20 protein-coding genes and 1 tRNA gene are annotated in these 22,581 nt (G+C 43.9%); 4 read left to right on the top strand and 17 right to left on the bottom strand.

Annotation, left to right across the window (positions count from 1 at the left end; all coding sequences use genetic code 11):
• Positions 1-67 precede the first annotated feature (67 nt).
• The 16 genes from SNE26_RS19060 to SNE26_RS18985 all read right to left on the bottom strand — a co-directional run bounded on the left by SNE26_RS19060 (position 68) and on the right by SNE26_RS18985 (position 18,675).
• Entirely contained in the window at positions 68-823 is a 756-nt protein-coding gene (locus SNE26_RS19060) for a methyltransferase domain-containing protein (protein ID WP_321555495.1), read from the bottom strand.
• Between the two features lie 232 nt (positions 824-1,055).
• A complete protein-coding gene (locus tag SNE26_RS19055; protein WP_321555494.1) occupies positions 1,056-1,970 on the bottom strand; it encodes an IS3 family transposase in 915 nt (304 codons plus the stop codon).
• Positions 1,865-2,254, bottom strand: coding sequence for a transposase (locus SNE26_RS19050; RefSeq protein WP_321555493.1), 390 nt, complete (start codon positions 2,252-2,254; stop codon positions 1,865-1,867). Before SNE26_RS19050 ends, SNE26_RS19055 begins: the two co-directional genes overlap by 106 nt.
• 92 nt (positions 2,255-2,346) lie before the next feature.
• Positions 2,347-3,417 (bottom strand): 3-isopropylmalate dehydrogenase, encoded by a 1,071-nt coding sequence (leuB, locus tag SNE26_RS19045; protein ID WP_321560045.1) that lies wholly within the window; start codon positions 3,415-3,417, stop codon positions 2,347-2,349.
• A gap of 43 nt (positions 3,418-3,460) precedes the next feature.
• Complete coding sequence (locus tag SNE26_RS19040; protein ID WP_321555492.1) at positions 3,461-4,258, bottom strand: methyltransferase domain-containing protein; 798 nt, start codon at positions 4,256-4,258, stop codon at positions 3,461-3,463.
• Between the two features lie 89 nt (positions 4,259-4,347).
• Positions 4,348-4,938, bottom strand: coding sequence for a 3-isopropylmalate dehydratase small subunit (leuD, locus tag SNE26_RS19035; protein WP_321555491.1), 591 nt, complete (start codon positions 4,936-4,938; stop codon positions 4,348-4,350).
• Between the two features lie 88 nt (positions 4,939-5,026).
• Positions 5,027-5,413 carry a GxxExxY protein gene (locus SNE26_RS19030; protein WP_321555490.1) on the bottom strand — a complete coding sequence of 129 codons (387 nt, stop codon included), beginning with the start codon at positions 5,411-5,413 and terminating at the stop codon, positions 5,027-5,029.
• A gap of 43 nt (positions 5,414-5,456) precedes the next feature.
• Positions 5,457-6,875, bottom strand: a complete 1,419-nt coding sequence (leuC, locus tag SNE26_RS19025; protein ID WP_321555489.1) for a 3-isopropylmalate dehydratase large subunit — start codon at positions 6,873-6,875, stop codon at positions 5,457-5,459.
• Positions 6,876-7,036: 161 nt separating this feature from the next.
• Positions 7,037-8,095, bottom strand: coding sequence for a ketol-acid reductoisomerase (gene ilvC / locus SNE26_RS19020; protein ID WP_321555488.1), 1,059 nt, complete (start codon positions 8,093-8,095; stop codon positions 7,037-7,039).
• A gap of 215 nt (positions 8,096-8,310) precedes the next feature.
• Positions 8,311-8,913 carry an acetolactate synthase small subunit gene (ilvN, locus tag SNE26_RS19015; RefSeq protein WP_121231791.1) on the bottom strand — a complete coding sequence of 201 codons (603 nt, stop codon included), beginning with the start codon at positions 8,911-8,913 and terminating at the stop codon, positions 8,311-8,313.
• A gap of 43 nt (positions 8,914-8,956) precedes the next feature.
• Positions 8,957-10,693: a biosynthetic-type acetolactate synthase large subunit gene (gene ilvB, locus SNE26_RS19010; protein WP_321555487.1), complete on the bottom strand. Its 1,737-nt coding sequence runs from the start codon at positions 10,691-10,693 to the stop codon at positions 8,957-8,959.
• Positions 10,694-10,836: 143 nt separating this feature from the next.
• Complete coding sequence (ilvD, locus tag SNE26_RS19005; RefSeq protein ID WP_321555486.1) at positions 10,837-12,543, bottom strand: dihydroxy-acid dehydratase; 1,707 nt, start codon at positions 12,541-12,543, stop codon at positions 10,837-10,839.
• Positions 12,544-12,998: 455 nt separating this feature from the next.
• The gene (atpC, locus tag SNE26_RS19000) at positions 12,999-13,250 is read right to left on the bottom strand and encodes an ATP synthase F1 subunit epsilon (RefSeq protein WP_091174059.1); all 252 of its coding nucleotides are present in this window, start codon (positions 13,248-13,250) and stop codon (positions 12,999-13,001) included.
• A gap of 82 nt (positions 13,251-13,332) precedes the next feature.
• Entirely contained in the window at positions 13,333-14,838 is a 1,506-nt protein-coding gene (gene atpD, locus SNE26_RS18995; protein ID WP_321555485.1) for a F0F1 ATP synthase subunit beta, read from the bottom strand.
• Between the two features lie 174 nt (positions 14,839-15,012).
• Complete coding sequence (locus tag SNE26_RS18990) at positions 15,013-15,999, bottom strand: NAD(P)H-quinone oxidoreductase (protein WP_321555484.1); 987 nt, start codon at positions 15,997-15,999, stop codon at positions 15,013-15,015.
• Between the two features lie 273 nt (positions 16,000-16,272).
• Positions 16,273-18,675: an ABC transporter permease gene (locus SNE26_RS18985; RefSeq protein WP_321555483.1), complete on the bottom strand. Its 2,403-nt coding sequence runs from the start codon at positions 18,673-18,675 to the stop codon at positions 16,273-16,275.
• 193 nt (positions 18,676-18,868) lie between these two features.
• Between SNE26_RS18985 and SNE26_RS18980 the strand changes: the two genes are divergently transcribed.
• The 4 genes from SNE26_RS18980 to obgE all read left to right on the top strand — a co-directional run bounded on the left by SNE26_RS18980 (position 18,869) and on the right by obgE (position 21,261).
• A complete protein-coding gene (locus tag SNE26_RS18980; RefSeq protein WP_321555482.1) occupies positions 18,869-19,330 on the top strand; it encodes a peroxiredoxin in 462 nt (153 codons plus the stop codon).
• A 60-nt stretch (positions 19,331-19,390) separates the two neighbouring features.
• Positions 19,391-19,464, top strand: a tRNA-Arg gene (locus SNE26_RS18975).
• Between the two features lie 98 nt (positions 19,465-19,562).
• A complete protein-coding gene (locus SNE26_RS18970) occupies positions 19,563-20,138 on the top strand; it encodes an adenylate kinase (protein WP_321555481.1) in 576 nt (191 codons plus the stop codon).
• A 115-nt stretch (positions 20,139-20,253) separates the two neighbouring features.
• A complete protein-coding gene (obgE, locus tag SNE26_RS18965; RefSeq protein ID WP_321555480.1) occupies positions 20,254-21,261 on the top strand; it encodes a GTPase ObgE in 1,008 nt (335 codons plus the stop codon).
• On the opposite strand, the gene SNE26_RS18960 is transcribed toward obgE, so the two are convergent.
• Positions 21,254-22,450, bottom strand: coding sequence for a hypothetical protein (locus tag SNE26_RS18960; protein ID WP_321555479.1), 1,197 nt, complete (start codon positions 22,448-22,450; stop codon positions 21,254-21,256). The two genes, obgE and SNE26_RS18960, sit on opposite strands and share 8 nt — an antisense overlap.
• Positions 22,451-22,581: the final 131 nt, after the last annotated feature.

The following is a 22,581-nucleotide window of genomic DNA, read 5'->3' as shown; positions in this document are numbered from 1 at the left end:
TTATTTTTTGTTTTTTACAAGCGAGGATTCAAGCTAAGAAAAAAATCTCAAATCTCACGTCTCGTATCTATTTTTTAACGGCAATAAATCTTAGCCTTTTGTAATCGGCATACCATTGGCCGCCCTCGTTATAAAAAGGTTCAAGCTTTTTGGTGATCTCGGCCAGGATTTGTTGCTTTTCATCCTCGGGGATACCATCTAAAAATTGTGCTCCAAACATGGTTATCCATTTGGCTACACCCTGATCACCGTCCTGCAATGGGGTTTTACGGTCATAGTGAACAACGTAAGTAACCCTGAAACCATGCTCTTCCAGTTTGGTGGCATATTCGCCAACGGAAGGAAAATACCATACTTTGATATCGGCTTTTTCATTGTAACCATGATTGTGCAGCACCAGTTTGGTGGCCTCAATCAAACGTTCAACATTACCTTTGCCACCCATTTCGGCAACAAACCTGCCACCTTGTTTAAGACTGTTGGCTACGCTATGGATAGCACCGTTGGCGTCAAGCACCCAATGAAGGGCCGCGTTTGAAAACACTGCGTCATACTTTTCTTCCGTGTGAAAATCAGCCGCGTTCTCTACTGCAAAATCAACATCCGGGTAAAGCTGTTTAGCCTGTGCTATCATTTCGGGCGAATAATCGGTGCCTTTAACGATAGCGCCTTTGTCCTGTATTTGTTTAGTTAAATGGCCGGTACCACAACCCAGGTCAAGGATGCGCTCACCTGGTTTCACATCCAGCAACTCCAGCACATCCTCTCCGTATTTAAATACAAAGGCGTGCTTTTGGTCGTATAAATCAGCGTTCCATTTCATGTTTTATATGATTACACCGATGCCTTTTGATTGCACCGATTTTGTTTTGCAGGGATATAACCAATGAATTATGATTTCACCTGTTCTGTCATGTCCTGAAAAAAGTAGACATTATTGTTGTTTATTTGAGCTGTTAATAAGTCGGAAACTCGAAGAGTTTTCGACTTATTAACAGCTTTTCTTTTTTTGCTTCTTTTTTTCTTTTAAAAGATGCGTTTCTTTTGTTAATAACTTATGCAGCCATGTGTATCTGCTGCGGTGTTGCCAGGTTTAAGGACCAATGCGGCCTGTTCATATTATATGAGTTTATAGCCTCTTTTACTGCCCTAAGTGCATCCTTTTCGGAAGTGAATGTACTATCAAGACCATATTCTTGTTTTAAGATTCCATTCACCCGTTCCGCCATGGCATTTTCGTAGCAATGGTTCTCTTCTGTCATGCTGATACCGATTTTAGCCTTTTTTAACAGTTTTGTATAATCATTGCTGCAATACTGGATTCCCCGGTCTGAATGATGGATCAGGCTATCCGTAAACTGTCGTTGCCGGATAGCCATTTGAAGGCTACGGATAGCCCCCGCAATTCTAAGACTATCTGACAAATGCCAGCCTACCACTTTTCGCGAAAACGCGTCTGTGATCAAAAACAGGTATACAAAGTCTTTTGATGTACGAATATAGGTAATATCAGATACCCAACACTGATGAGCACTGGTAAGCTGTCTATCCTTCATTAGGTTCCTGTAGACCCTGAAGCGATGATAAGAATCTGTCGTAGAAACATATTTACGGCGTCTTTTTACCAATAGCTTATGCCGGCCCAACAACTCAAAGAACATATCCCTACCCATCCGTATTCCTGCTTTAGTTATATCTTTCTTTAGCAGAAAGTATAACTTCTTGCCTCCCAGACGCGGATGGTTCCTGCGAACCTCATGTACCAATGATAAGATAACTGTCTCATTTAATGCTTTTCTGTCTGCAGCAGATACCGCTTTATAGTAACCACTCCGGCTTACTTCAAAATAGCGGCATAACTCATTTAATCTGTATTTTGACCGGAGCGCTCCGATACTTGACCGCCAAACTTTTTTTTTAAATCCTCCCCGTATAGTTTGCCTGCCTGCTTGACTACCTCTTCTGCGCAATCCCGCGCCAGGTAAGCATCTGCCAAAGCCAGCTTTAACTTTTTAACTTCCTGTTCTAATTCTAATAACCGACCCTTCTCTGCTTTCGTTTCCACTCTGATTACCTTGTTTTGTAAATATTGTTTACCTAATGCACCAAGCCATCTGCTTACTGTCTCTGCTCCACCGATCCCGTAGCGACGGCTTGCTTCTGTCAGGCTCAGACCTTCTTCTTCTATCTCCCTGACTACTTTTTGTTTAAAGCTAATACTGTACCGAACTACTCTTACGCTACTTCTTGTCATGTTTCCTGCCTTTTTGTTAACCTTTTTTTGTCAACCTATTTCAGGACAGGACATTCTTGCCTAATCTCTAACCTCCGGGCTCTAATCTCTACCTACAAATATTCCAGCACTTTTTGGCCCATTGCCGTAGTGCCTAAAATTTTGGCTTTGTCGGTATTCGCATCAGCGATATCGCCTGTGCGGTAGCCTTCTTTAAGCGTTTTGTCAATAGCATCAGTTATCTTTTTAGCTTCGTCTTTTAAGCCGAAACTAATTTCAAGCATTAAAGCTACGGATAATATCGATGCCAGCGGATTTGCTTTATCCTGACCGGCAATGTCATGTGCTGAACCATGGATAGGCTCGAAAAATCCTGTGCCATCACCTACCGAAGCTGAAGCAAGCATGCCCATCGAACCTGCGATTTGTGATGCTTCGTCGGTAAGGATATCGCCAAAAAGGTTAGCGGTTAATACCACATCAAACTTTTTAGGATTTTTAACCAGCTGCATGGCCGCGTTATCAATAAACATGTGCTCGGTTTCAACCTCAGGATATTGTTTAGCAATTTCCTGTACAACCTCGCGCCATAAGCGTGATGCTTCCAGTACGTTGGCCTTATCAACGGAGCAAAGTCTTTTACCGCGTACACGTGCTGCTTCGTAGGCTTTGATAGCAATACGTTCAACTTCATAACGTGAATAGATCATCAGATCGGAAGCGGTGTTGCGGTCTTCGCTGCGTTTTTTCTCGCCGAAGTAAACGTCGCCGGTTAATTCGCGGAAGAAAAGGATATCTGTACCTTTCAATATTTCGGGCTTAAGGCTCGATGCATCCAAAAGCTCATCAAACAACATAATAGGGCGCAGGTTGGCATATAAACCAAGCTCTTTACGGATCTTTAATAATCCCTGCTCCGGACGCACTTTGGCCGATGGATCGTTATCATATTTGATGTGACCGATAGCGCCAAACAGGATAGCATCGCTTGCTTTAGCCTTAGCCAGTGTTTCGTCGGGCAGCGGATTTCCGGTTGCTTCGATGCCTGCATGGCCCATCAGGGCTTCATCAAAAGAAAACTCATGGCCATAATCCTGACCGATTTTTTCTAAAACTGCTTTACCCCAGGTGGTAACCTCAGGGCCTATCCCGTCTCCGGGTATTACTAATATGTGTTTTTTAATTCCCATAAGCCCCCTAACCCCCTAAAGGGGGAATTTATTTTGTTTATTTTTTAGTTCCTCTTACTTCTTTTAGTTTCATGACCATTTGCTCGGCTTCGTTTTCTACCCAGTCGGTATATTCATTAATAGCCAGCAAGCGCGATTCATCATCGATATAGCCTTCTTCAACCATTTGTTTTGATTGCGCTACCTTGGCCCAGATGCCCGCTTTGCCTTCAAAGTTGTATTCGCCTTTTTGGTAAACCTCATCGGCATTAAATACTTCGATACTGGTAAAACCTGCTTCCTGCAAATATCCGTGCAGGTCTTCGGCAATATGGTTGTTCATACCTGCATCACCTCTCCACCTTAAAAAGGTAGCATAAAAACGCTGCATACTTGCGGGCGGTTGCGGCCGCCATTGCAAAGCCTCATGATTATAATCCAAAATGGATACTGTACCACCAGGTTTCAGCAGCGAATACATTTTTTTCAAAGCCTCAACCGGATTGCTCAGCCACTGTAATACCCTTGCCGATACAATAAGGTCGTACTTTTCTTCCGGCTCAAAGCTGAACAGATCAATATAGATCAACTCCATGTTTTTTACCGAAGCATAAGTTTCCTTGCCGCTCTGGATAAAATATTCGGTGTTATCAATGCCCGTTACATGACCGCTTTCACCAACTAATGCAGCTATATCTTTAGAGATAGCGCCCGTACCACAACCCACATCCAGCACCTTCAGGCCCGGCTTAAGCAGGGGAGCGAGGGTAGCATAATCATTCGCTAAACTCCGTTCGTCGAATAATTTGGCTGTACCTTTACCTTCTCTCTGAATGTGCTTGTTTGTTGTTGTCATTACGTTACTCTGTCATTTAGCTGCGCTCTCATTAGGTCATTGAGTCATTTTTTGATCTCTCTTACCTTTTGCCTTTAACCTTTCGCCTTTTACCTCGTCCCTTCAAATTCCGCTATTTCATCCTTTTTGCTCAGGATGTAGTCGATATCGTCATAGCCGTTGGTCATGCAGGCTTTTTTGTAGGGGTTAACCTCAAAGCTTTCCTGTTCGCCTGTTGCTACAATTTTGATGAACTGGTCAACCAGGTCGATCTCTACTACCGCGTGTTCATCGGCATAAACAGCATCGAAGATCTTCTTTAAAAAGCCTTCGCTTACCTGCACCGGTAGCAGGCCATTGTTAAGCGCGTTGCCTTTAAAAATATCGGCGAAGAAGCTGCTCACCACGGCATCAAAGCCATAATCGGCAATGGCCCAGGCAGCATGCTCACGGCTACTGCCGCAACCGAAGTTTTTACCGGCAACCAGGATCTTACCGCTATAGTTTGGGTTGTTAAGCACGAAATCCTGTTTAGGATTATCATCGCCATCAAAACGCCAGTCGCGGAATAAGTTATTACCAAAACCATCGCGGGTAGTGGCCTTCAAAAACCTTGCAGGGATAATTTGATCCGTATCGATGTTCTCGATAGGCAAAGGCACTACGCTGGTTTGAATGTGTTTAAATATTTTAGTTGCCATCTGAATCAGAATTTACAGAATTTAAGAATTTACAGAATGCTTGTATGTTGCAAAATGCGTTGAATCTTAAATTCGGCTTTTTTGTTATTCAATTTATTTTAATGTTATATTTTGGATTGAAGATCAGCTTATATTGAAGGCTTTGACTGCCAAAGTTTATCAATAGGCCGATAGGAAAATCATAGGCGGCTGTATAATTTTTCGCTTGCGCCAGATGCACATCCTCCAAATTAATGAGTGCTTTTATTTCTACCGACAGTTTACCTTCAATTACAAAATCAGCCCTTCTTTTTCCAACCTCGATCCCGTCATAATATATAGGATGTTCGAGTTCTCTTATATAGCTTATTCCTGCTTTTCCAAGTTCGATTGCTAAACACTTTTGATATATCACTTCCTGAAATCCGTTCCCTAATGTGTTATGAACTCTCATTGCACATCCAATGATCTTGTAGGTGAGTTCATCTTTTTCCATTTGGGATTAATTAGATATCTGCAGCGTTATTTTATTTATTCTGTTAATTCTCTAATTCTGATTCAAACAACATTGTCCTGATATCAGTAACCACACCCGTAATTGCACTTGCAGCAGCCGTTAGCGGACTGGCAAGGAATGTGCGGCTGTTGGGCCCTTGTCTTCCTTCAAAGTTTCTGTTTGAGGTCGATACGCAATATTTGCCTGCGGGGATTTTGTCCTCGTTCATGCCAAGGCATGCGCTGCAGCCAGGTTCGCGAAGCGGGAAACCTGCGGCATCAAATATTTTGTCCAGTCCTTCGGCAATGGCCTGTTGCTGTACTTGTTTGGAGCCTGGTACTACCCATACGGTAACATTATCGGCTTTGTGTTTGCCTTTTACAAACTCGGCTACCTGGCGCAGGTCTTCAATGCGCGAGTTGGTGCAGCTGCCGATGAACACATAATCAATTGGTTTACCCAATAGTGTTTCATCATCATGCAGGCCCATGTAGTCGAGGGCTTTTTTGTATGATCCCTGCTCTTTGGCTTCAAATGAAGCAGTTTCAGGAACGTGTTGTGTAACACCGATGCCCATACCCGGATTAGTTCCGTAGGTGATCATCGGTTCAATATCTTCGGCTTTAAAGGATAATACTTCATCAAAAGCTGCATCAGCATCAGAGTATAAAGTTTTCCAGTAAGCTACGGCCTTATCCCAGTCTTCGCCTTTAGGGGCAAACTCGCGGCCTTTTACGTATTCAATAGTTGTTTCGTCGGGCGCAATTAAACCGCAACGGGCACCCATTTCGATGCTCATGTTGCAGATGGTCATGCGGCCTTCCATGCTCAGTGAGCGAATGGTGTCGCCGGCGTATTCAACCGCGTAACCTGTGCCGCCTGCGGCCGAGATCTGCGCGATGATGTAAAGGATAATATCCTTTGCGCCTACGCCTTTTTGCAATTTGCCGTTCACTTCAATCTTCATCCTTTTAGGGCGCGATTGCAGTAAACATTGTGTGGCCAGTACCTGCTCAACCTGCGATGTACCTATACCAAACGCAATAGCACCAAAAGCGCCATGGGTTGAAGTATGGCTGTCGCCGCAAACATATGTACCGCCGGGACGGGTGATGCCCAGCTCGGGGCCTATAACGTGAACGATACCCTGGTATGGATGGCCCAAGCCGTAAAGCTCAATGCCGAATGCCGCACAGTTTTTTGTGAGCATATCAACCTGGTAGCGTGAAAGTTCTTCTTTAATGGGGAGGTGCTGATCAATGGTTGGAACGTTGTGATCGGCAGTGGCCACTGTTTGTTTTGGCCTAAAAACGGGTAAACCTCTTGTACGCAAACCATCAAATGCCTGCGGACTGGTTACCTCGTGAATGAAATGTGTATCGATATACAAAATATCCGGAAAGCCCTCATTGCTGCTGACGACGTGTGCATCCCAGATCTTATCAAATAATGTTTGTCCCATGGTATTATTTTCTTTAGTAACGTCATTGCGAGGAACGAAGCAATCCCCGATTAGCAGATCCGATCTGTAAAGTTTGGGATTGCTTCGTGCCTCGCAATGACGTGTTGGTGAGTTTTATTTTAAGGCTTTCGCCTTTAACCTTTCGGCTTTCACCTAATTTATTACGCTTCTACAACCTGGTTTTCAGGGCGTAGGCTGCGTACTGTTTTGCCTGCTTGCCATAATTCGCTTTCGCGTAATTCTTTCAGTTCGGCATCCAGTTTTTCGCGGTAATCTGGCTGGCTGTTTGAATCAATTGAACGTTGTGATTCTTTACCTGTAGCAACGCTTTCGTAAAGCTCTTCAAATACAGGTTTAGTAGCATCACGGAATTTTTTCCACCAGTCAAGCGCGCCGCGTTGAGCAGTAGTTGAACAGTTTGCATACATCCAGTCCATACCGTTTTCAGCAACAAGCGGCATTAATGATTGGGTAAGCTCTTCAACGGTTTCGTTAAATGCTTCAGATGGTGAGTGACCATTGCTGCGCAATACTTCGTACTGAGCGGCAAAGATACCCTGAACACAGCCCATCAAAGTACCACGCTCGCCGGTTAAATCGCTGTAAACTTCTTTTTTGAAGTTAGTTTCGAACAGGTAACCGCTACCTACGGCAATACCTAAAGCGATAACACGCTCAAATGCTTTACCTGTAGCATCCTGGAAGATAGCGTAGCTTGAGTTTAAGCCACGGCCTTGCAGGAACATACGGCGTAATGAAGTACCTGAACCTTTAGGGGCAACCAGGAATACGTCGACATCAGCAGGAGGGATGATACCTGTTTGCTCGTTGAAAGTGATACCAAAGCCATGAGAGAAATAAAGGGCTTTGCCTGGAGTTAAATGTTTTTTAACAGTTGGCCACAACGCGATTTGGGCTGCATCGCTCAATAAGTAGCAAATTACAGTTCCTTTTTCTAAAGCTTCTTCAATTTCAAAAAGGGTTTCGCCCGGTACAAAGCCATCGCTGATAGCTTTATCCCATGTTTTGGTGCCTTTACGCTGACCAACAATTACGTTGATACCATTGTCCTTTTGGTTCAATGCCTGACCCGGACCTTGTACGCCATAGCCAATTACCGCTACAACTTCATCTTTTAATACTTCCTGAGCTTTTGATAAAGGGAACTCTTCGCGGGTTACTACGTTTTCTTCAGTGCCGCCGAAATTTAGTTTTGCCATTGTTTTTTGATTTTTGGGATTTCACCGATTGATGGTGATCTCGCCGATTTTATTGTATGAGTAATTTAACTTTCTTTTCTTTTATTCCCGTCATTGCGAGGTACGAAGCAATCCCCGATTTGCAGATCCGCTCTGTATAGTTTGGGGTTGCTTCGTACCTCGCAATGACGTTTTTTAGCTTTCGGCTTTCAGCCTTAAGCCTTAAGCTTTGCGCTTTACATCGTAAACACCTTCTGTCCCTGGTTCAGATATTCGTTTTCAATCACGTCCTCACCTGGTTCAAGCCTTTCAAACTCGCGGAGCTTGCGATTAAAGCCATCGCTGTCTTTAATGATAGCAACACGTGCGCTGCGTACAAACTCTATGAGGCCGTAAGGCTGTAAAATGTTGATCAGGTTATCTGTTTCCTCGCGGTGACCGGTGGTTTCAAACACGGTATAGTCCTTACGGATCACTACCGCGCGGGCACCGTTTTCGCGTAATAAACGTTCAACACTAACCTTTTCAGCAATTACATCGGTTGATACCTTATATAACGCTAATTCCTGCCATATCACATCTTCGTTGGTGTGATAATATACTTTTAATACTTCTACCTGCTTTTCAATCTGGCGGGTAAGCTTACGCACCACATCTTCCGACTCGTTGATCACGATATTGAAGCGGTGAATACTGTCAATCTCCGATGGAGAGGTATTCAGGCTGTCGATATTGATTTTTCGGCGTGTAAATATAATAGCTATCCGGCTTAATAAGCCAATTTGGTTTTCTGTATAAACCGTTATGTTAAATTCCTGTTTTTCTTCTGGTTCGCTCATGACTTTGTCTTTTTGTTCCCCCTTTAGGGGGTTAGGGGGCGTTTTACTTTAACCTGATCTCGCTTACACTACATCCTTGTGGTACCATTGGGAACACATTGTTCTCCTTGGTTACCATTACTTCTAAAAGGAATGATCCCGGTGTGCTCAGCATTTCGTTTAATGCTGTAGTTAAATCGGCACGGTCATCAATCAGTTTGCCGGGGATGCGGTATGCAGCAGCCAATGCCACAAAATCGGGGCTTTGAATATCAACAAACGAATAACGGCGCTGGTTGAACAGTTCCTGCCATTGCCTTACCATGCCCAGGAAACGGTTGTTAAGGATAACAATCTTTACATCAACACCGCTTTGCATAATGGTACCCAATTCCTGGCAGGTCATCTGGAAGCCACCATCACCAATAATAGCTACTACAGTACGGTTTGGCGCGCCAAATTTGGCGCCGATAGCGGCTGGGAGCGCAAAGCCCATAGTACCAAGGCCACCGCTGGTTACGTTACTGCGGGTGTTATTAAACTGCGCGTAACGGCAGGCTACCATCTGGTGCTGACCTACGTCGGTAACGATAACAGCTTCACCTTTGGTGATCTCGTTAAGCTGTTTGATCACCTCGCCCATGGTCATTTCCGGGGTGGTTGGGTTAAGCTCGTTATGAATAACTGCTTCAACTTCCTGTTTGGTGTAGTCGTTAAATTTGGCAAGCCATTCAGGGTATTCTTTCTTTGCGATGGCTGCGGTTAGCAATGGCAATGTTTCCTTGCAATCGCCCCAAACAGGTACGGTTGATTTTACGTTTTTGTCGATCTCAGCCGGGTCAATATCCAAATGAACTACTTTAGCTTGTTTGGCATATTTGTCCAGGCGACCGGTTACGCGATCATCAAAACGCATACCTATGGCAATCAGCACATCGCAATCGTTAGTTAAAACGTTAGGGCCATAGTTACCATGCATACCTAACATACCAACGTTTTGAGGATGATCTGTAGGGATTGCGCCGGCGCCAAGGATAGTCCATGCTGCAGGGATGCCGCTTTTTTCAACAAAAGCTTTAAACTCCTGCTCGGCACTACCTAAAATAACACCCTGACCAAACAGGATGAACGGCTTTTTAGCATTGTTGATCAAAGCAGCAGCTTCGTCAATGTATTGCGTACGAACAATAGGTTTTGGCCTGTAGCTACGGATATGATCGCAAGGTTTGTAGCCTGCAAAGTCAAACAGCTGGATCTGCGCGTTTTTGGTAATGTCGATCAATACCGGGCCGGGCCTGCCGCTGCGTGCAATGTAAAATGCTTTGGCAATAACCTCGGGAATTTCGGTAGCATCAGTTACCTGGTAATTCCATTTGGTAACCGGAGTAGTAATGTTGATCACATCAGTTTCCTGGAAGGCATCGGTACCTAAAAGGTGAGCGAATACCTGCCCGGTGATACAAACAAGCGGTGTGCTATCAATCTGGGCATCGGCCAGGCCTGTTACCAGGTTAGTAGCGCCGGGACCGCTGGTAGCAAATACTACGCCCACTTTGCCCGATGTACGCGCATAACCCTGACCGGCATGAATACCGCCCTGTTCATGACGCACCAGTATGTGGTTTAATTTATCATTGTAATCAAACAAAGCATCATAAATGGGCATGATGGCGCCACCTGGGTAACCAAAAATGGTATCGGTACCTTCGGCTATCAATGCTTCCAATAATGCTACCGATCCGGAAACCTGTACGGTCTCGGTGGCAGCGGGTGCGGTTAGTGTTTCTTGTGCAACTTCCATACCTGTAATTTTTTATATTTATAGCCCTTTTTAGGGGCTAAATTGATTTTACGCTATTTCTCTCTAATTTGCTAAAATGAACGCGTAAAGCTTGTGTTCACTTTATTCATGGCAGTTTTTTACGGCCATTTTGTTCAATGTTCTTATTCGTCGGTAACGCAGCCTTCGGCAGCGGTAGTTACGTTTTTAGCGTAACGGTATAACACACCCTTGGTAACCTTCAGCGCCGGTTTTTGCCATGCGGCACGACGTGCGGCTATTTCTTCTTGCGGTAGCGAAACGTTTATAGTATTGGCAACAGCATCAATATGAATTATATCATCATCTTTTACCATCGCTATAAAACCACCATCGTAAGCCTCGGGTGTGATGTGACCGACGACGAAGCCATGCGTACCGCCACTAAAGCGTCCATCTGTAATTAATGCTACCGAACTACCCAAACCGGCACCGAATATAGCTGAGGTTGGTTTCAGCATTTCCGGCATGCCCGGCGCGCCTTTAGGACCTACGTTGCGGATCACCACAACATCGCCTTTTTTAACACGGCCGCTCTGGATGCCTGCAATCAGTTCAAACTCGCCGTCAAATACACGGGCAGGGCCTGTGAAACGCTCACCTTCTTTACCGCTGATCTTGGCAACGCTGCCGCCTTCGGCAAGGTTTCCGTATAGGATTTGTAGGTGGCCTGTAGCTTTGATCGGGTTTTCAACAGGTTTAATGATTTTTTGAGTTTCAAACTCCAGTGCCGGAACTTCGGCAAGGTTTTCGGCAATGGTTTTGCCGGTAACGGTAAGGCAGCTTCCATCTAACCAGCCCTGCTCCAAACAGTATTTCATTACAGCCGGAACACCGCCAATGTTGTGCAGGTCTTCCATCATGTATTTACCGCTTGGCTTCATATCGGCCAGTACCGGGATACGGTTACTTACCGCCTGAAAATCATCCTGAGTTAATTTAACGTCAACGCTTTTGGCCATTGCAATCAGGTGCAATACCGCGTTGGTTGAACCGCCTAATACCATAATCACAACAATAGCATTTTCAAATGCCGCGCGGGTCATGATGTCTGATGGTTTAATATCTTTCTCTAACAATACCTTAATGGCTTTACCGGCCGCAAGGCATTCTGCTTTTTTATCTTCGCTTAATGCCGGGTTTGATGACGAGTACGGCAAGCTCATACCCAATGCCTCAATAGCGGCAGCCATGGTATTGGCTGTATAGATACCACCGCAGGCACCCGCGCTTGGACAGGCATTTTTAATAACGCCCATAAAATCAACGTCATCTATCTGGCCGGCAATCTTTTTGCCCAAAGCCTCAAATGCCGAAACGATGTTCAGGTCTTCACCTTTCCAATGACCGGGTTTAATAGTACCGCCGTAAACCATGATCGACGGGCGGTTTAAACGGCCCATAGCCATGATGGAGCCCGGCATATTTTTATCGCAGCCCGGCAGGGTAATCAAGCCATCATAATACTGAGCGCCGGTTACAGCCTCAATTGAATCGGCAATGATATCACGGCTCACTAATGAGTAACGCATGCCTTCGGTACCGTTGCTCATGCCATCACTTACGCCAATGGTGTGGAAAATCAAACCTACCATGTCTTCATCCCAGATACCTTGTTTAACCAGTTTAGCCAAGTCGTTAAGGTGCATGTTGCAAGTATTGCCATCGTAGCCCATACTGGCCACGCCGACCTGTGCTTTGCGCATATCGTCGTCGGTTAAGCCGATCCCGTAAAGCATAGCCTGTGCGGCCGGCTGCGTTGGGTCTTGGGTAAAGGTTTTGCTATACTTGTTCAATTCTATAGCGTTGGTGGTATCTGATGATGAACTCATTTTATTAGATATGTAGACAGTGTTAGTATTTAATTTTGTCGATGATACTGGTTTACTTGGTATCGAAAATCAATATATGTAAGGTAGCTATCGCGTCATGTAATAGCAATAGTCGCCACTGATTTTTTGAAATAAGTATTTTATTTTAATTATTTGTGTTTTGTAAAATTTAATTCTGTAATTTTTATTTATAAAGATATAAAATTTTTAATGAAATATACCAAAGTTCAAAACGGTATTTGGTATGTTTTTTATGCATGCATAGTAAGTTGTCGATTTTCTGCCTGAAATGGGAGGAAGGGTGGTTATGATTGAAAATAGAGGCCCATTTATAAAGGTGTGTACACGATTAAGAGTGAATGCTTAAACTTATATCTGCAATCAAAATCACCCAACAAAAAAAGCGCCCGGATAATCATACCCGGGCGCTTTATATAAATTTTATAAAGTAGCGCCTATTTGTGCTGAATACCTTCGGCCAAAACAGTTACTTTATTGTTCAATGCTTCAACAACACCGCCTTTAATAAAAAACACTTCTTCTTTAGCTGCACCACCGCGTACGGTAAGTTTGCCATCCTGAAGGGTGGAAATGATAGGGGCGTGGTTGTTCAGTATTTCAAATAATCCCAAAGCACCAGGTAAGGTTACCGAGGTGGCCTCGCCTTCGTAAACTTTTTTATCGGGAGTAAGAATTTCTAATGTCATGCTTTTTGAGATTCAAGATTTAAGAACCAAGAAGCAGGGTTTTCCTGTTCTTGATTCTTGAATCTTATTTTCTTGCTTCTTATTAAGCGTTAGCTTCAGCCAACAGCTTTTTGCCTTTTTCGATAGCGTCGTCGATGTTACCAACTAAGTTGAAAGCTGCTTCAGGATATTCGTCAACTTCACCGTCCATGATCATGTTGAAACCTTTGATGGTATCTTTAATGTCAACCAATACACCTTTTAAACCGGTGAACTGCTCGGCAACGTGGAACGGCTGTGACAAGAAACGCTGAACACGACGGGCGCGTGATACAACTAACTTATCTTCTTCAGAAAGCTCGTCCATACCAAGGATGGCGATGATGTCCTGAAGCTCTTTGTATCGTTGTAAAGTTTCTTTAACGCGTTGAGCTGTATTGTAGTGCTCATCACCTAAAACAGCTGGGCTAAGGATACGTGAGGTTGAATCCAATGGATCCACCGCAGGGTAAATACCAAGCTCGGCAATTTTACGTGAAAGTACGGTAGTAGCATCTAAGTGGGCGAAGGTTGTAGCCGGCGCCGGGTCGGTCAAGTCATCCGCAGGTACGTAAACGGCCTGTACAGATGTGATTGAACCCCGTTTGGTTGAAGTGATACGCTCCTGCATGGTACCCATCTCAGTTGCCAGTGTTGGCTGGTAACCTACTGCTGATGGCATACGGCCTAATAGCGCTGATACCTCTGAACCTGCCTGGGTAAAGCGGAAGATGTTGTCGATAAAGAAAAGGATATCACGGCCTTTACCATCTTCATCGCCATCACGGAAATACTCGGCAATAGTTAAGCCTGAAAGGGCCACACGTGCACGTGCACCAGGAGGCTCGTTCATCTGACCGAACACAAATGTTGCTTTTGAATCTTTCATGGCTTCGGTATCTACTTTAGATAGGTCCCAGCCGCCTTCTTCCATCGAATGCATGAAAGCGTCGCCATATTTTATAATGCCTGATTCAAGCATCTCACGTAAAAGGTCATTACCTTCACGTGTACGCTCACCAACACCTGCAAATACAGATAAACCTGCATAAGCTTTAGCGATGTTGTTGATCAGTTCCTGGATCAATACTGTTTTACCTACACCGGCACCACCAAATAAACCAATTTTACCACCTTTTGCATAAGGCTCTAAAAGGTCGATAACTTTGATACCTGTAAAAAGTACTTCAGTTTCGGTAGACAGGTCTTCAAACCTTGGAGGGGTTGCGTGAATAGGGCGACCATTTGATTTGTCAAGATCAGGGATACCGTCGATAGCATCACCTACCACGTTAAATACGCGGCCTTTGATATTATCGCCTACCGGCATTTTGATAGCAGCTTCGGTATCTAAAACCTTCATTCCGCGCAACAAGCCGTCGGTCGAGTCCATCGCGATAGCACGTACACGATCTTCGCCTAAGTGCTGCTGAACTTCTAAAATAACTTTCTGACCATTGTCTTTCGTGATCTCTAACGCGTCATAAATTTTAGGCAAATGAGCGTCATCAGCGAAACTTACGTCAACTACCGGACCAATGATCCTTGAAATTTTTCCAATGTTTGGCATATATAACCTGGTGTTTTTTAAAAAATGCTTTTACTGAACAGCCACATACATCATTTGTTACAGGAATGTATAAGATGCTATTTCAGAGGCGCAAAGTTAAGATTTCTATCCAATTATTTAAATAGTGTACCAAGTTTTTTAAAGGATAATTTCAACATTGTTAATTGTTTGCCTTTATTGCACAAAAGTCAATACAATTTTGCCTGTATGAGTATTACTTTCCATCAGTTTATGAGCTTCGGCAGCATCGCCGGCATCGAAAGTTTTATACACTATGGGCCTGATTTTTCCTGATGATAGCAATGGCCATATTTTTTGTTCGAGGTTTTGGGCGATAGTTGCTTTGAAAGCTGTTTCTCTGCTGCGTAACATCGATCCGGTAATAATCAGTCTTTTTGCCATCACTTTGCCCAGGTCAAGCTGTACTTCACGGCCATTCATAGCATTGATCATCACCAGGCGCCCTTCAACCGCCAACGAATCTATATTGCCCGGCAGATAATCGCCGCCTATCATATCTAATATTACATTAACACCCTTACTGTTAGTTATTGTTTTAATCTCTTCCTTAAAGTCGGTTGTTTTATAATTGATAGCTTTATCAGCACCTATTTGTTCACAAAAGCTGCATTTATCATTTGAGCTGGCCGTTACATAAACAGTACTGCCCAATGCTTTGGCCATTTGAATAGCCGTAACACCTATACCACTTGATCCACCATGCACCAATAACGATTCACCATGTTTAAGGGCAGCGCGATCAAAAACATTGCTCCATACAGTGAAAAATGTTTCGGGGAGAGAGGCTGCTTCAGGATAGCTTAAGTTTGAAGGAATAGGGAGGCATTGGCCTTCGGGCGCTTTACAATATTCGGCATAACCACCGCCGGTAACCAGTGCGCAAACCTTGTCGCCGATTTTCCAGCGGGAAACTGCTTCGCCAACTTCGGCAATGGTACCGGCCACCTCCAGCCCAGGAATATCCACAGATGCACCGGCAGGCGGCGGATAATTTCCCTTGCGTTGAAATACATCGGGCCGGTTAATGCCCGCTGCCATTACTTTTATTAGCACTTCATCGGGTGCGATAAGCGGCTTTGGCCTGTCGGCAAGCTGCAAAACCCCGGGGCCGCCGGGTTGGGTGATCACTATTGCTTTCATGGATATAACGTTGTTAGCTAAGTTAGGACGAAATAATTTGCATTGAAAATTTTCTGGCGCAAGTATGACAGGGGGATTGGAGTGGTGGCTACTTGTGACTTTCTACGGATATTGCAATTAAGGGTTTTTAAGATATAGCTATGAGTTAAATGTTAATTTCATAAGGCAATAAAAAGACCGTAGCTATCCATCATCTCCATGTCGAAATTGTAACAAGTGGCATTTGCTTTATTTGGCCTGCCTCTCATACTTGCCGGGCCGGAAGTCAATCAACTAGTCCCCGCTCCTCAAACTCTCCACCGGGTTAGCTGTTGCCGCCCTGAACGATTGCAAGCTAATGGTAGCAAAAGCAATAAGCACAGCCCCAGTACCTGCCAGTATCAGTACCCACCAATTAATATTCTGTCGATAGGCAAAGCCCTGCAACCATTTATTCATGATTATCCAGGCCAAAGGGGTAGCTATGACAAACGATACAATCACCAGTTTTATAAAATCTTTCGATAACATACTTACAATACCTGTGATACTTGCACCTAATACTTTACGAATGCCGATCTCCCGGTTGCGCTGCTCGGCAGCGTAAGCTGTAAGGCCAAACAAACCGAGGCAGGCAATTATAATGGCTAAACCTGTAAACGTTATAAAAAGCTGCCCCATGCGCTGTTCTGTACGATACAGCGCATCAAAATCGGCATCCATAAATGAATAGTCGAAATGTTCGTTAGAGGCAATGGTTTTCCATGTTTTTTCTATTTGTGCCATCAGGGCAGGCAGGTTATGGGTATTTACGCGGATGCTTAAGCGCGCCAGCCAATCGTTATCCAGTGTCATCACCAATGGTGTTACGTTATCCCGTAGCGAACTGAAATTGAAATCTTTTACCACGCCAATTACATGATATTTTTTTATGTTATCTCCCGTGCCGGTTGTTATGGTTTTATCAATCGGATTATCGCCATAGCCAAATACTTTAGCTGCGGTTTCATTGATCACCATAGCTGTTGAATCCGTTTTAAACTCCCCCGAGAACCCGCGGCCGGTCTTTATCTGCATGCCCATGGTGTTAATGTAATCTTCATCTATTTTCCAGAACTGGGTTGACTGGCCCTCCTTTTTTTCACCGGGAGATACATAGTTTAATACCTTGTTATTGGCGGTAGGCAGAAAACTGGTTAGCGTTGCATTCGCAACTCCAGGCAGCTGTTTAATATGCTGTTTTAGCAATTCGGGGTGCTCTAATGTATTAACATTATTAAGGATAAGCACCTGGTTTCGGTTAAAACCAAGATCTTTATTCTGGATATAATTAAGCTGGTTATAGATAACCAAAGTGCCAATCACCAGAAATATTGAAATCGAAAATTGGAAAACCACCAACATACTGCGGAAAGCCCCACCCTTGAAACCAGTTGAGATCTTCCCCTTTAAAACATTGATTGGTTGAAAAGCTGAAAGGAAAAATGCAGGGTATGAACCAGCCAAAACTCCAACTATAATAACAATACTTAATAAAGCAGGCAATAGCCAGGTTGCAGTTTGTGTATTTATGACTAATTGTTTATTTGATAAATGATTGAATAAGGGTAGTAAAGCCCAGGCTACCAGCACTGCTATAATGGCCGCCGCAAATGTCACGATCAGTGATTCGGCAAGGAACTGGAAAATGAGGTGGATGCGGGATGAGCCTAACACTTTACGTACACCAACCTCACGAGCGCGATTGGCCGAACGTGCTGTAGACAGGTTCATGAAATTGATGCAGGCCAGCAGCAAGATGAAAACCGCCACCGCTGCAAAAATGTAAACGTACTGACTATTGCCGTTCGCTCCCAGTTCCATCACCCGGTTTGATTTAAGGTGGATATCTGTTACCGGCATCAGGCTCAGCTTAAAATAATTGCCGCCTGCTGTAAATTTGCTGTAGTTCATGGTGCTTGAACCTTTTAACCCTTCCTGCATCGCCGCGTTAAGCTTTGATTCGAGGCGGTTGATGTTTGCGTTGGGTTTAAGCAAGGCATAGGTAGCAAAGGCTGTTAACCTGTTCCATGGGGCATTATTGTCAATAGGGCCTGCCGCCAGCAAAAAGTTTGCCTTAAAATGTGATTGTACCGGGATATCCTTCATTACCCCGGTTATTTTGAGCGATGTGCCGCTGGTTACTAAAAACAAAGTTTGCCCTACAACATTGGTGTGGTTAAAATATTTTTTAGCCATCGACTCGGCAATAACCACTGTGTTAGGTTCCTTTAAAGCTGTTTTCGGATCACCTGAAAGTAAGGGTAGGGTAAATACATCAAAGATATTGGGTTCGCTATAAAATGTAGCGCCGTCTTCGCGCACAATTTCATCGCCTTTTTTAAAGCGAATGTTTAGGGCGGGGGTGATACGTACCGCCGTTTCAACCTCAGGGCATTCGGTTTTTAAGACATTGGCAACCGGGATAGCCGTTGTGGCATATTCAGTTAGTGTACCACTGAACTTTAGATCGGTATTTACCCGATAAATTCTTTCGTGTTTGGTATTGTAACGATCATAGCTCAGCTCATCGATTACGTAAAATGTAATAAGCAGGCAAATGGCCAGTCCCAATGCCAAGCCTAAAATATTGATGAAAGTAAAGCCCTTGTTTTTTAGCAGGCTACGCAACGCAGTTTTAAAATAGTTCCTGATCATAGCATAAAAGGTTTATGCTATAAAGTTAAAACTAATCTTTTAGTTATAAAGCAATGTTAACTAATTTTTTAGTTTTATTGAACCGCCGACCTCAAAACGCAGGACAATGCTTATATCAACATCTCAATGTTAAAAAATGACAAGCTTGTATTTAACTCGTTTTATTTTTATTCATTTGTTAAAAAACAATACTATGTCATTACAGATTGGCCAGCCGGCCCCTCAGTTCATTTTAATTTCATCAGCATTAAAAAGCGTTTCACTGGCCGATTTTAAAGGCCGTAAGGTAATTATCCACTTTTTCCCTTTGGCTTTTACAGGTGTTTGTACAACGCAGCTTTGTACTATGCGCGATAGCTTTGGGTACTATGACGGTTTAAACGCTACTATATTGGGCATCTCTGTTGACTCGCCTTTTACTTTAGGCAAGTTTAAAGAAGAGAACAATTACCAGTTTGATCTCCTTTCTGATTTTAATAAGGAAGTATCAACAGCTTACGGCGCAATTTATGATCAGTTTGTGATGGGCCTTAAAGGTGTATCAAAACGTGCTGCCTTTGTAATTGATGAAGAGCAGAATATCATTTATGCCGAGGTGCTTGAAGATGCCGGTCAACTGCCAAATTTTGAGGCCATTGCCGAAATTGTAAAATAATTTTGAATAAAAGTTTGCAGCGAAAGTTTAAAAATCTATCTTTGCATTCCATTTCGGAAAGCACTCGTAGCTCAATTGGATAGAGCATCTGACTACGGATCAGAAGGTTAGGGGTTCGACTCCCTTCGAGTGCACAACAAAGCACCGCAGCCCGGGATTTTTCCACCGCTGGTGCAAATTAACTGTAAGCCTTTCTGTTGTATTACCGAAAGGCTTTTAATTTATCAAGAGCATGCTAAATCTGGTTTTGTTTGGCCCTCCCGGAGCCGGGAAAGGTACTCAGTCGAAAAAACTTATTGAGAAATACGATTTGATCCACCTTTCAACCGGAGATTTGTTACGTGGTGAAATTGCACAGGGCACAGCCCTCGGCCTGGAAGCTAAAAAGCTGATGGATGATGGTAAACTGGTTCCTGATGAAGTAGTTATCGGCATGATCAGTAATAAGCTTGATGCCAACAAGGAAGCCAAAGGTTTTATTTTCGATGGTTTTCCGCGTACAGTTGCACAAGCCGAAGCTTTGGATCAACTACTTGAATCAAAAGAATCGGCAATTTCAGGCATGATCGCGTTAGAAGTTGGCGATGATGAGCTGGAGCGCCGCCTGCTGGAGCGCGGTAAGGAATCCGGAAGACCGGATGATGCCAACCCCGAAGTAATTCGCAAACGCATTAAAGAATACAATGATAAAACTGCTCCGGTAGCAGGTTTTTATCAAAAGCAAGATAAGTTTACAAGCATTAACGGTGTAGGCTCGGTTGATGAGATATTCGACGCTATTGTTGGTGTAAACGAATCATATAGCTAATAGTCTGTCCAAAAGTCTTCAGTCCGGAAGTCAGTAAAGTCCGCAGGTTAGGAAGATTAAATTCTTAACTTTCGGACTTTACTGACTTTCGGGCTTTCCGTCTAAATCAAAAATTATGTCGCAGGGTTCCAATTTTGTTGATTATGTGAAGATCTGTTGCCGCTCTGGCCACGGAGGTGCTGGTTCTGCCCATTTGCACCGTGATATATTAACTTCAAAAGGCGGCCCCGATGGCGGCGACGGCGGCAGGGGAGGTCATGTTATTGTTAAAGGAAACTCCCAGCTGTGGACTATGCTGCACCTCAAATACCGCAAACACGTAATTGCCGGCGACGGCGATTCGGGTGGCAGCTCACTGCGTTCGGGCAAAACCGGCCGCGACGAAATATTGGAAGTACCCCTCGGTACAACCGTACGAAGTGCCGAAACAGGCGAAGTGCTTTTTGAGATAACCAAAGACGGCGAAACCAAGATCCTGACTCCCGGCGGCCGCGGTGGTTTGGGTAACTGGCATTTTAAAACATCAACCCAGCAAACCCCCCGCTTTGCCCAGCCCGGCGAAGATGGCCGTGAGGACTGGAACATCCTTGAACTTAAAGTGCTGGCCGATGTTGGTTTGGTAGGTTTCCCTAACGCGGGTAAATCAACCCTGCTTTCGGTAGTATCGGCTGCCAAGCCCGAAATTGCCGATTACGCGTTTACCACCCTGGTACCCAATTTGGGTATCGTATCATATCGTGGCGGGCGTTCATTTGTAATGGCCGATATTCCGGGCATTATTGAAGGCGCGTCGCAGGGGAAAGGTTTAGGATTTAGATTTTTGAGGCATATTGAGCGTAATTCGGTATTGCTGTTTATGGTACCTGCAGATACATCCCGCAGTATAAAAGAAGAATACAGCATCCTGCTGCATGAGCTTGAAGAATACAACCCCGAACTGATGCACAAGCCCCGCGTACTGGCCATCACCAAAACTGATATGCTTGACGATGAGCTGCAGGCCGAAATGAAAAAGGAGATCCCGGATGGAATCCCCTCTATATTTATATCATCTGTGGCTCAGAAAAATATCGATCAGCTAAAAGACCTGCTCTGGAAAGAAATCAATGCCGGCGTTATTTAGCCTCCCACAAAATATAGTCATTACTAAGCATCGTCATTTTAAAGCCGCTATAGCCAGGAAAGCATTTGCGCATGATAGTTGATTTTGGACCGATGTAATCTGCGGGCAAAACTATAAACAGCGGCCCGGCGTGGCCTTTGTATACATAATCATCGTAATCAATAGACACTTCAGCGCCAATGGTCTCAACAGTTATAGTACGGTTGCGTTCAATTTCCAGGCTCAGATCAGGGCTGTTAAATACAAAAATGGCATTGGTATTTTGCTTATCCAGGTTACGGATATAGTTTAATGATTGCTGATCGATAAATAACTGTGCTATCCCCGAATATCCCCTTGCGCTTATATTTTTATTTTGAAAGTAGCTTGGCACAAAGTATTTGTAGCTTGAGTAAGCTATTACAAAACATATAAAATAAAACAGGTATTTATAACCAGTTTGCAATCTGCTTACCAGGTAAATGATGCCGGGTGCGGCGATAAGCCCGATGAGCCTCAAATGCCTTGCTTCATAAGAAATGTTGGCCTGCCTTAAAAATGATTGTCCGAAAAACAGCACCGATACCACATAAAAAACCACCAGTAGCAGCGCATAATTTTTGTGAGGCGCCTTTTTTACAATAAACCAAATCAGTAAAATACTTAATACAGCACAGATCAGCACAATTATCACCCCCCAAAAATAAGTAAACATGGGAGGGTCATCATGAAATAAAAGGCCGTTTGTAAGGTCATCTATCGAAAAAGCGGTTAATATTGGCGAGGCCAAAGGAAAGCCAAAAGTTTCCCAAGCCAGCTTTATGCTTCCGGTTATCGATGACGGGTTAGCGCCTTTTGAGAGATAAAAATGATAGATCATAAATAAGGATAATACCGCAGGGATCCCTATCCATATGCCATTTTTTATCCAGCCAATGATGTCTTTTGTCCCCATTGAAAACCTAAGCCATAAAAAACAGCAGGTGGCGGCATACATCCATAAAAATGACGATTTGCAAATGAAGCCTAATATTCCACCTATAAAGAGAAATACGGCCAGTTTCCAGTTAGTTTTTTCAATGGCTATGCATCCGTATAAAAACCAGCCGGTGTATCCAAAAAGCAGCACCTCGCCGCCATTGTAAAATACATAAGGCGTAAAAAAGGACAACTGAATTACGACGAACAGTACGCTTAAAGCCGAGATCATTGGTGTAAACCCTGCTCTTTTAAAGAAATAGTAAAAGCCGAAAATGCCTGATAACGAAAATAGCAGGGTTGCTATTGAAGAAGCGCGACCGGTGTTGACGCCGAAGATAAGCTTAAAAAAGTAAGGTACCA

Origin of the sequence: Mucilaginibacter sp. cycad4 (assembly GCF_034263275.1) — a bacterium.
In the GTDB taxonomy this organism is placed as follows: Bacteria; Bacteroidota; Bacteroidia; order Sphingobacteriales; family Sphingobacteriaceae; genus Mucilaginibacter.
This window is presented reverse-complemented; position numbering and strand designations above follow the sequence as displayed.

Excerpts from the sequence above, each read along its gene's own strand:
- SNE26_RS19060 (WP_321555495.1), bottom strand. The coding sequence starts at position 823 with ATGAAATGGAACGCTGATTTATACGACCAAAAGCACGCCTTTGTATTT.
- SNE26_RS19050 (WP_321555493.1), bottom strand. The coding sequence starts at position 2,254 with ATGACAAGAAGTAGCGTAAGAGTAGTTCGGTACAGTATTAGCTTTAAA.
- SNE26_RS19040 (WP_321555492.1), bottom strand. The coding sequence starts at position 4,258 with ATGACAACAACAAACAAGCACATTCAGAGAGAAGGTAAAGGTACAGCC.
- leuD (WP_321555491.1), bottom strand. The coding sequence starts at position 4,938 with ATGGCAACTAAAATATTTAAACACATTCAAACCAGCGTAGTGCCTTTG.
- SNE26_RS19030 (WP_321555490.1), bottom strand. The coding sequence starts at position 5,413 with ATGGAAAAAGATGAACTCACCTACAAGATCATTGGATGTGCAATGAGA.
- leuC (WP_321555489.1), bottom strand. The coding sequence starts at position 6,875 with ATGGGACAAACATTATTTGATAAGATCTGGGATGCACACGTCGTCAGC.
- ilvC (WP_321555488.1), bottom strand. The coding sequence starts at position 8,095 with ATGGCAAAACTAAATTTCGGCGGCACTGAAGAAAACGTAGTAACCCGC.
- ilvN (WP_121231791.1), bottom strand. The coding sequence starts at position 8,913 with ATGAGCGAACCAGAAGAAAAACAGGAATTTAACATAACGGTTTATACA.
- ilvB (WP_321555487.1), bottom strand. The coding sequence starts at position 10,693 with ATGGAAGTTGCACAAGAAACACTAACCGCACCCGCTGCCACCGAGACC.
- ilvD (WP_321555486.1), bottom strand. The coding sequence starts at position 12,543 with ATGAGTTCATCATCAGATACCACCAACGCTATAGAATTGAACAAGTAT.
- atpC (WP_091174059.1), bottom strand. The coding sequence starts at position 13,250 with ATGACATTAGAAATTCTTACTCCCGATAAAAAAGTTTACGAAGGCGAG.
- atpD (WP_321555485.1), bottom strand. The coding sequence starts at position 14,838 with ATGCCAAACATTGGAAAAATTTCAAGGATCATTGGTCCGGTAGTTGAC.
- SNE26_RS18990 (WP_321555484.1), bottom strand. The coding sequence starts at position 15,999 with ATGAAAGCAATAGTGATCACCCAACCCGGCGGCCCCGGGGTTTTGCAG.
- SNE26_RS18985 (WP_321555483.1), bottom strand. The coding sequence starts at position 18,675 with ATGATCAGGAACTATTTTAAAACTGCGTTGCGTAGCCTGCTAAAAAAC.
- SNE26_RS18980 (WP_321555482.1), top strand. The coding sequence starts at position 18,869 with ATGTCATTACAGATTGGCCAGCCGGCCCCTCAGTTCATTTTAATTTCA.
- SNE26_RS18970 (WP_321555481.1), top strand. The coding sequence starts at position 19,563 with ATGCTAAATCTGGTTTTGTTTGGCCCTCCCGGAGCCGGGAAAGGTACT.
- obgE (WP_321555480.1), top strand. The coding sequence starts at position 20,254 with ATGTCGCAGGGTTCCAATTTTGTTGATTATGTGAAGATCTGTTGCCGC.
- SNE26_RS18960 (WP_321555479.1), bottom strand. The coding sequence starts at position 22,450 with ATGATCTCGGCTTTAAGCGTACTGTTCGTCGTAATTCAGTTGTCCTTT.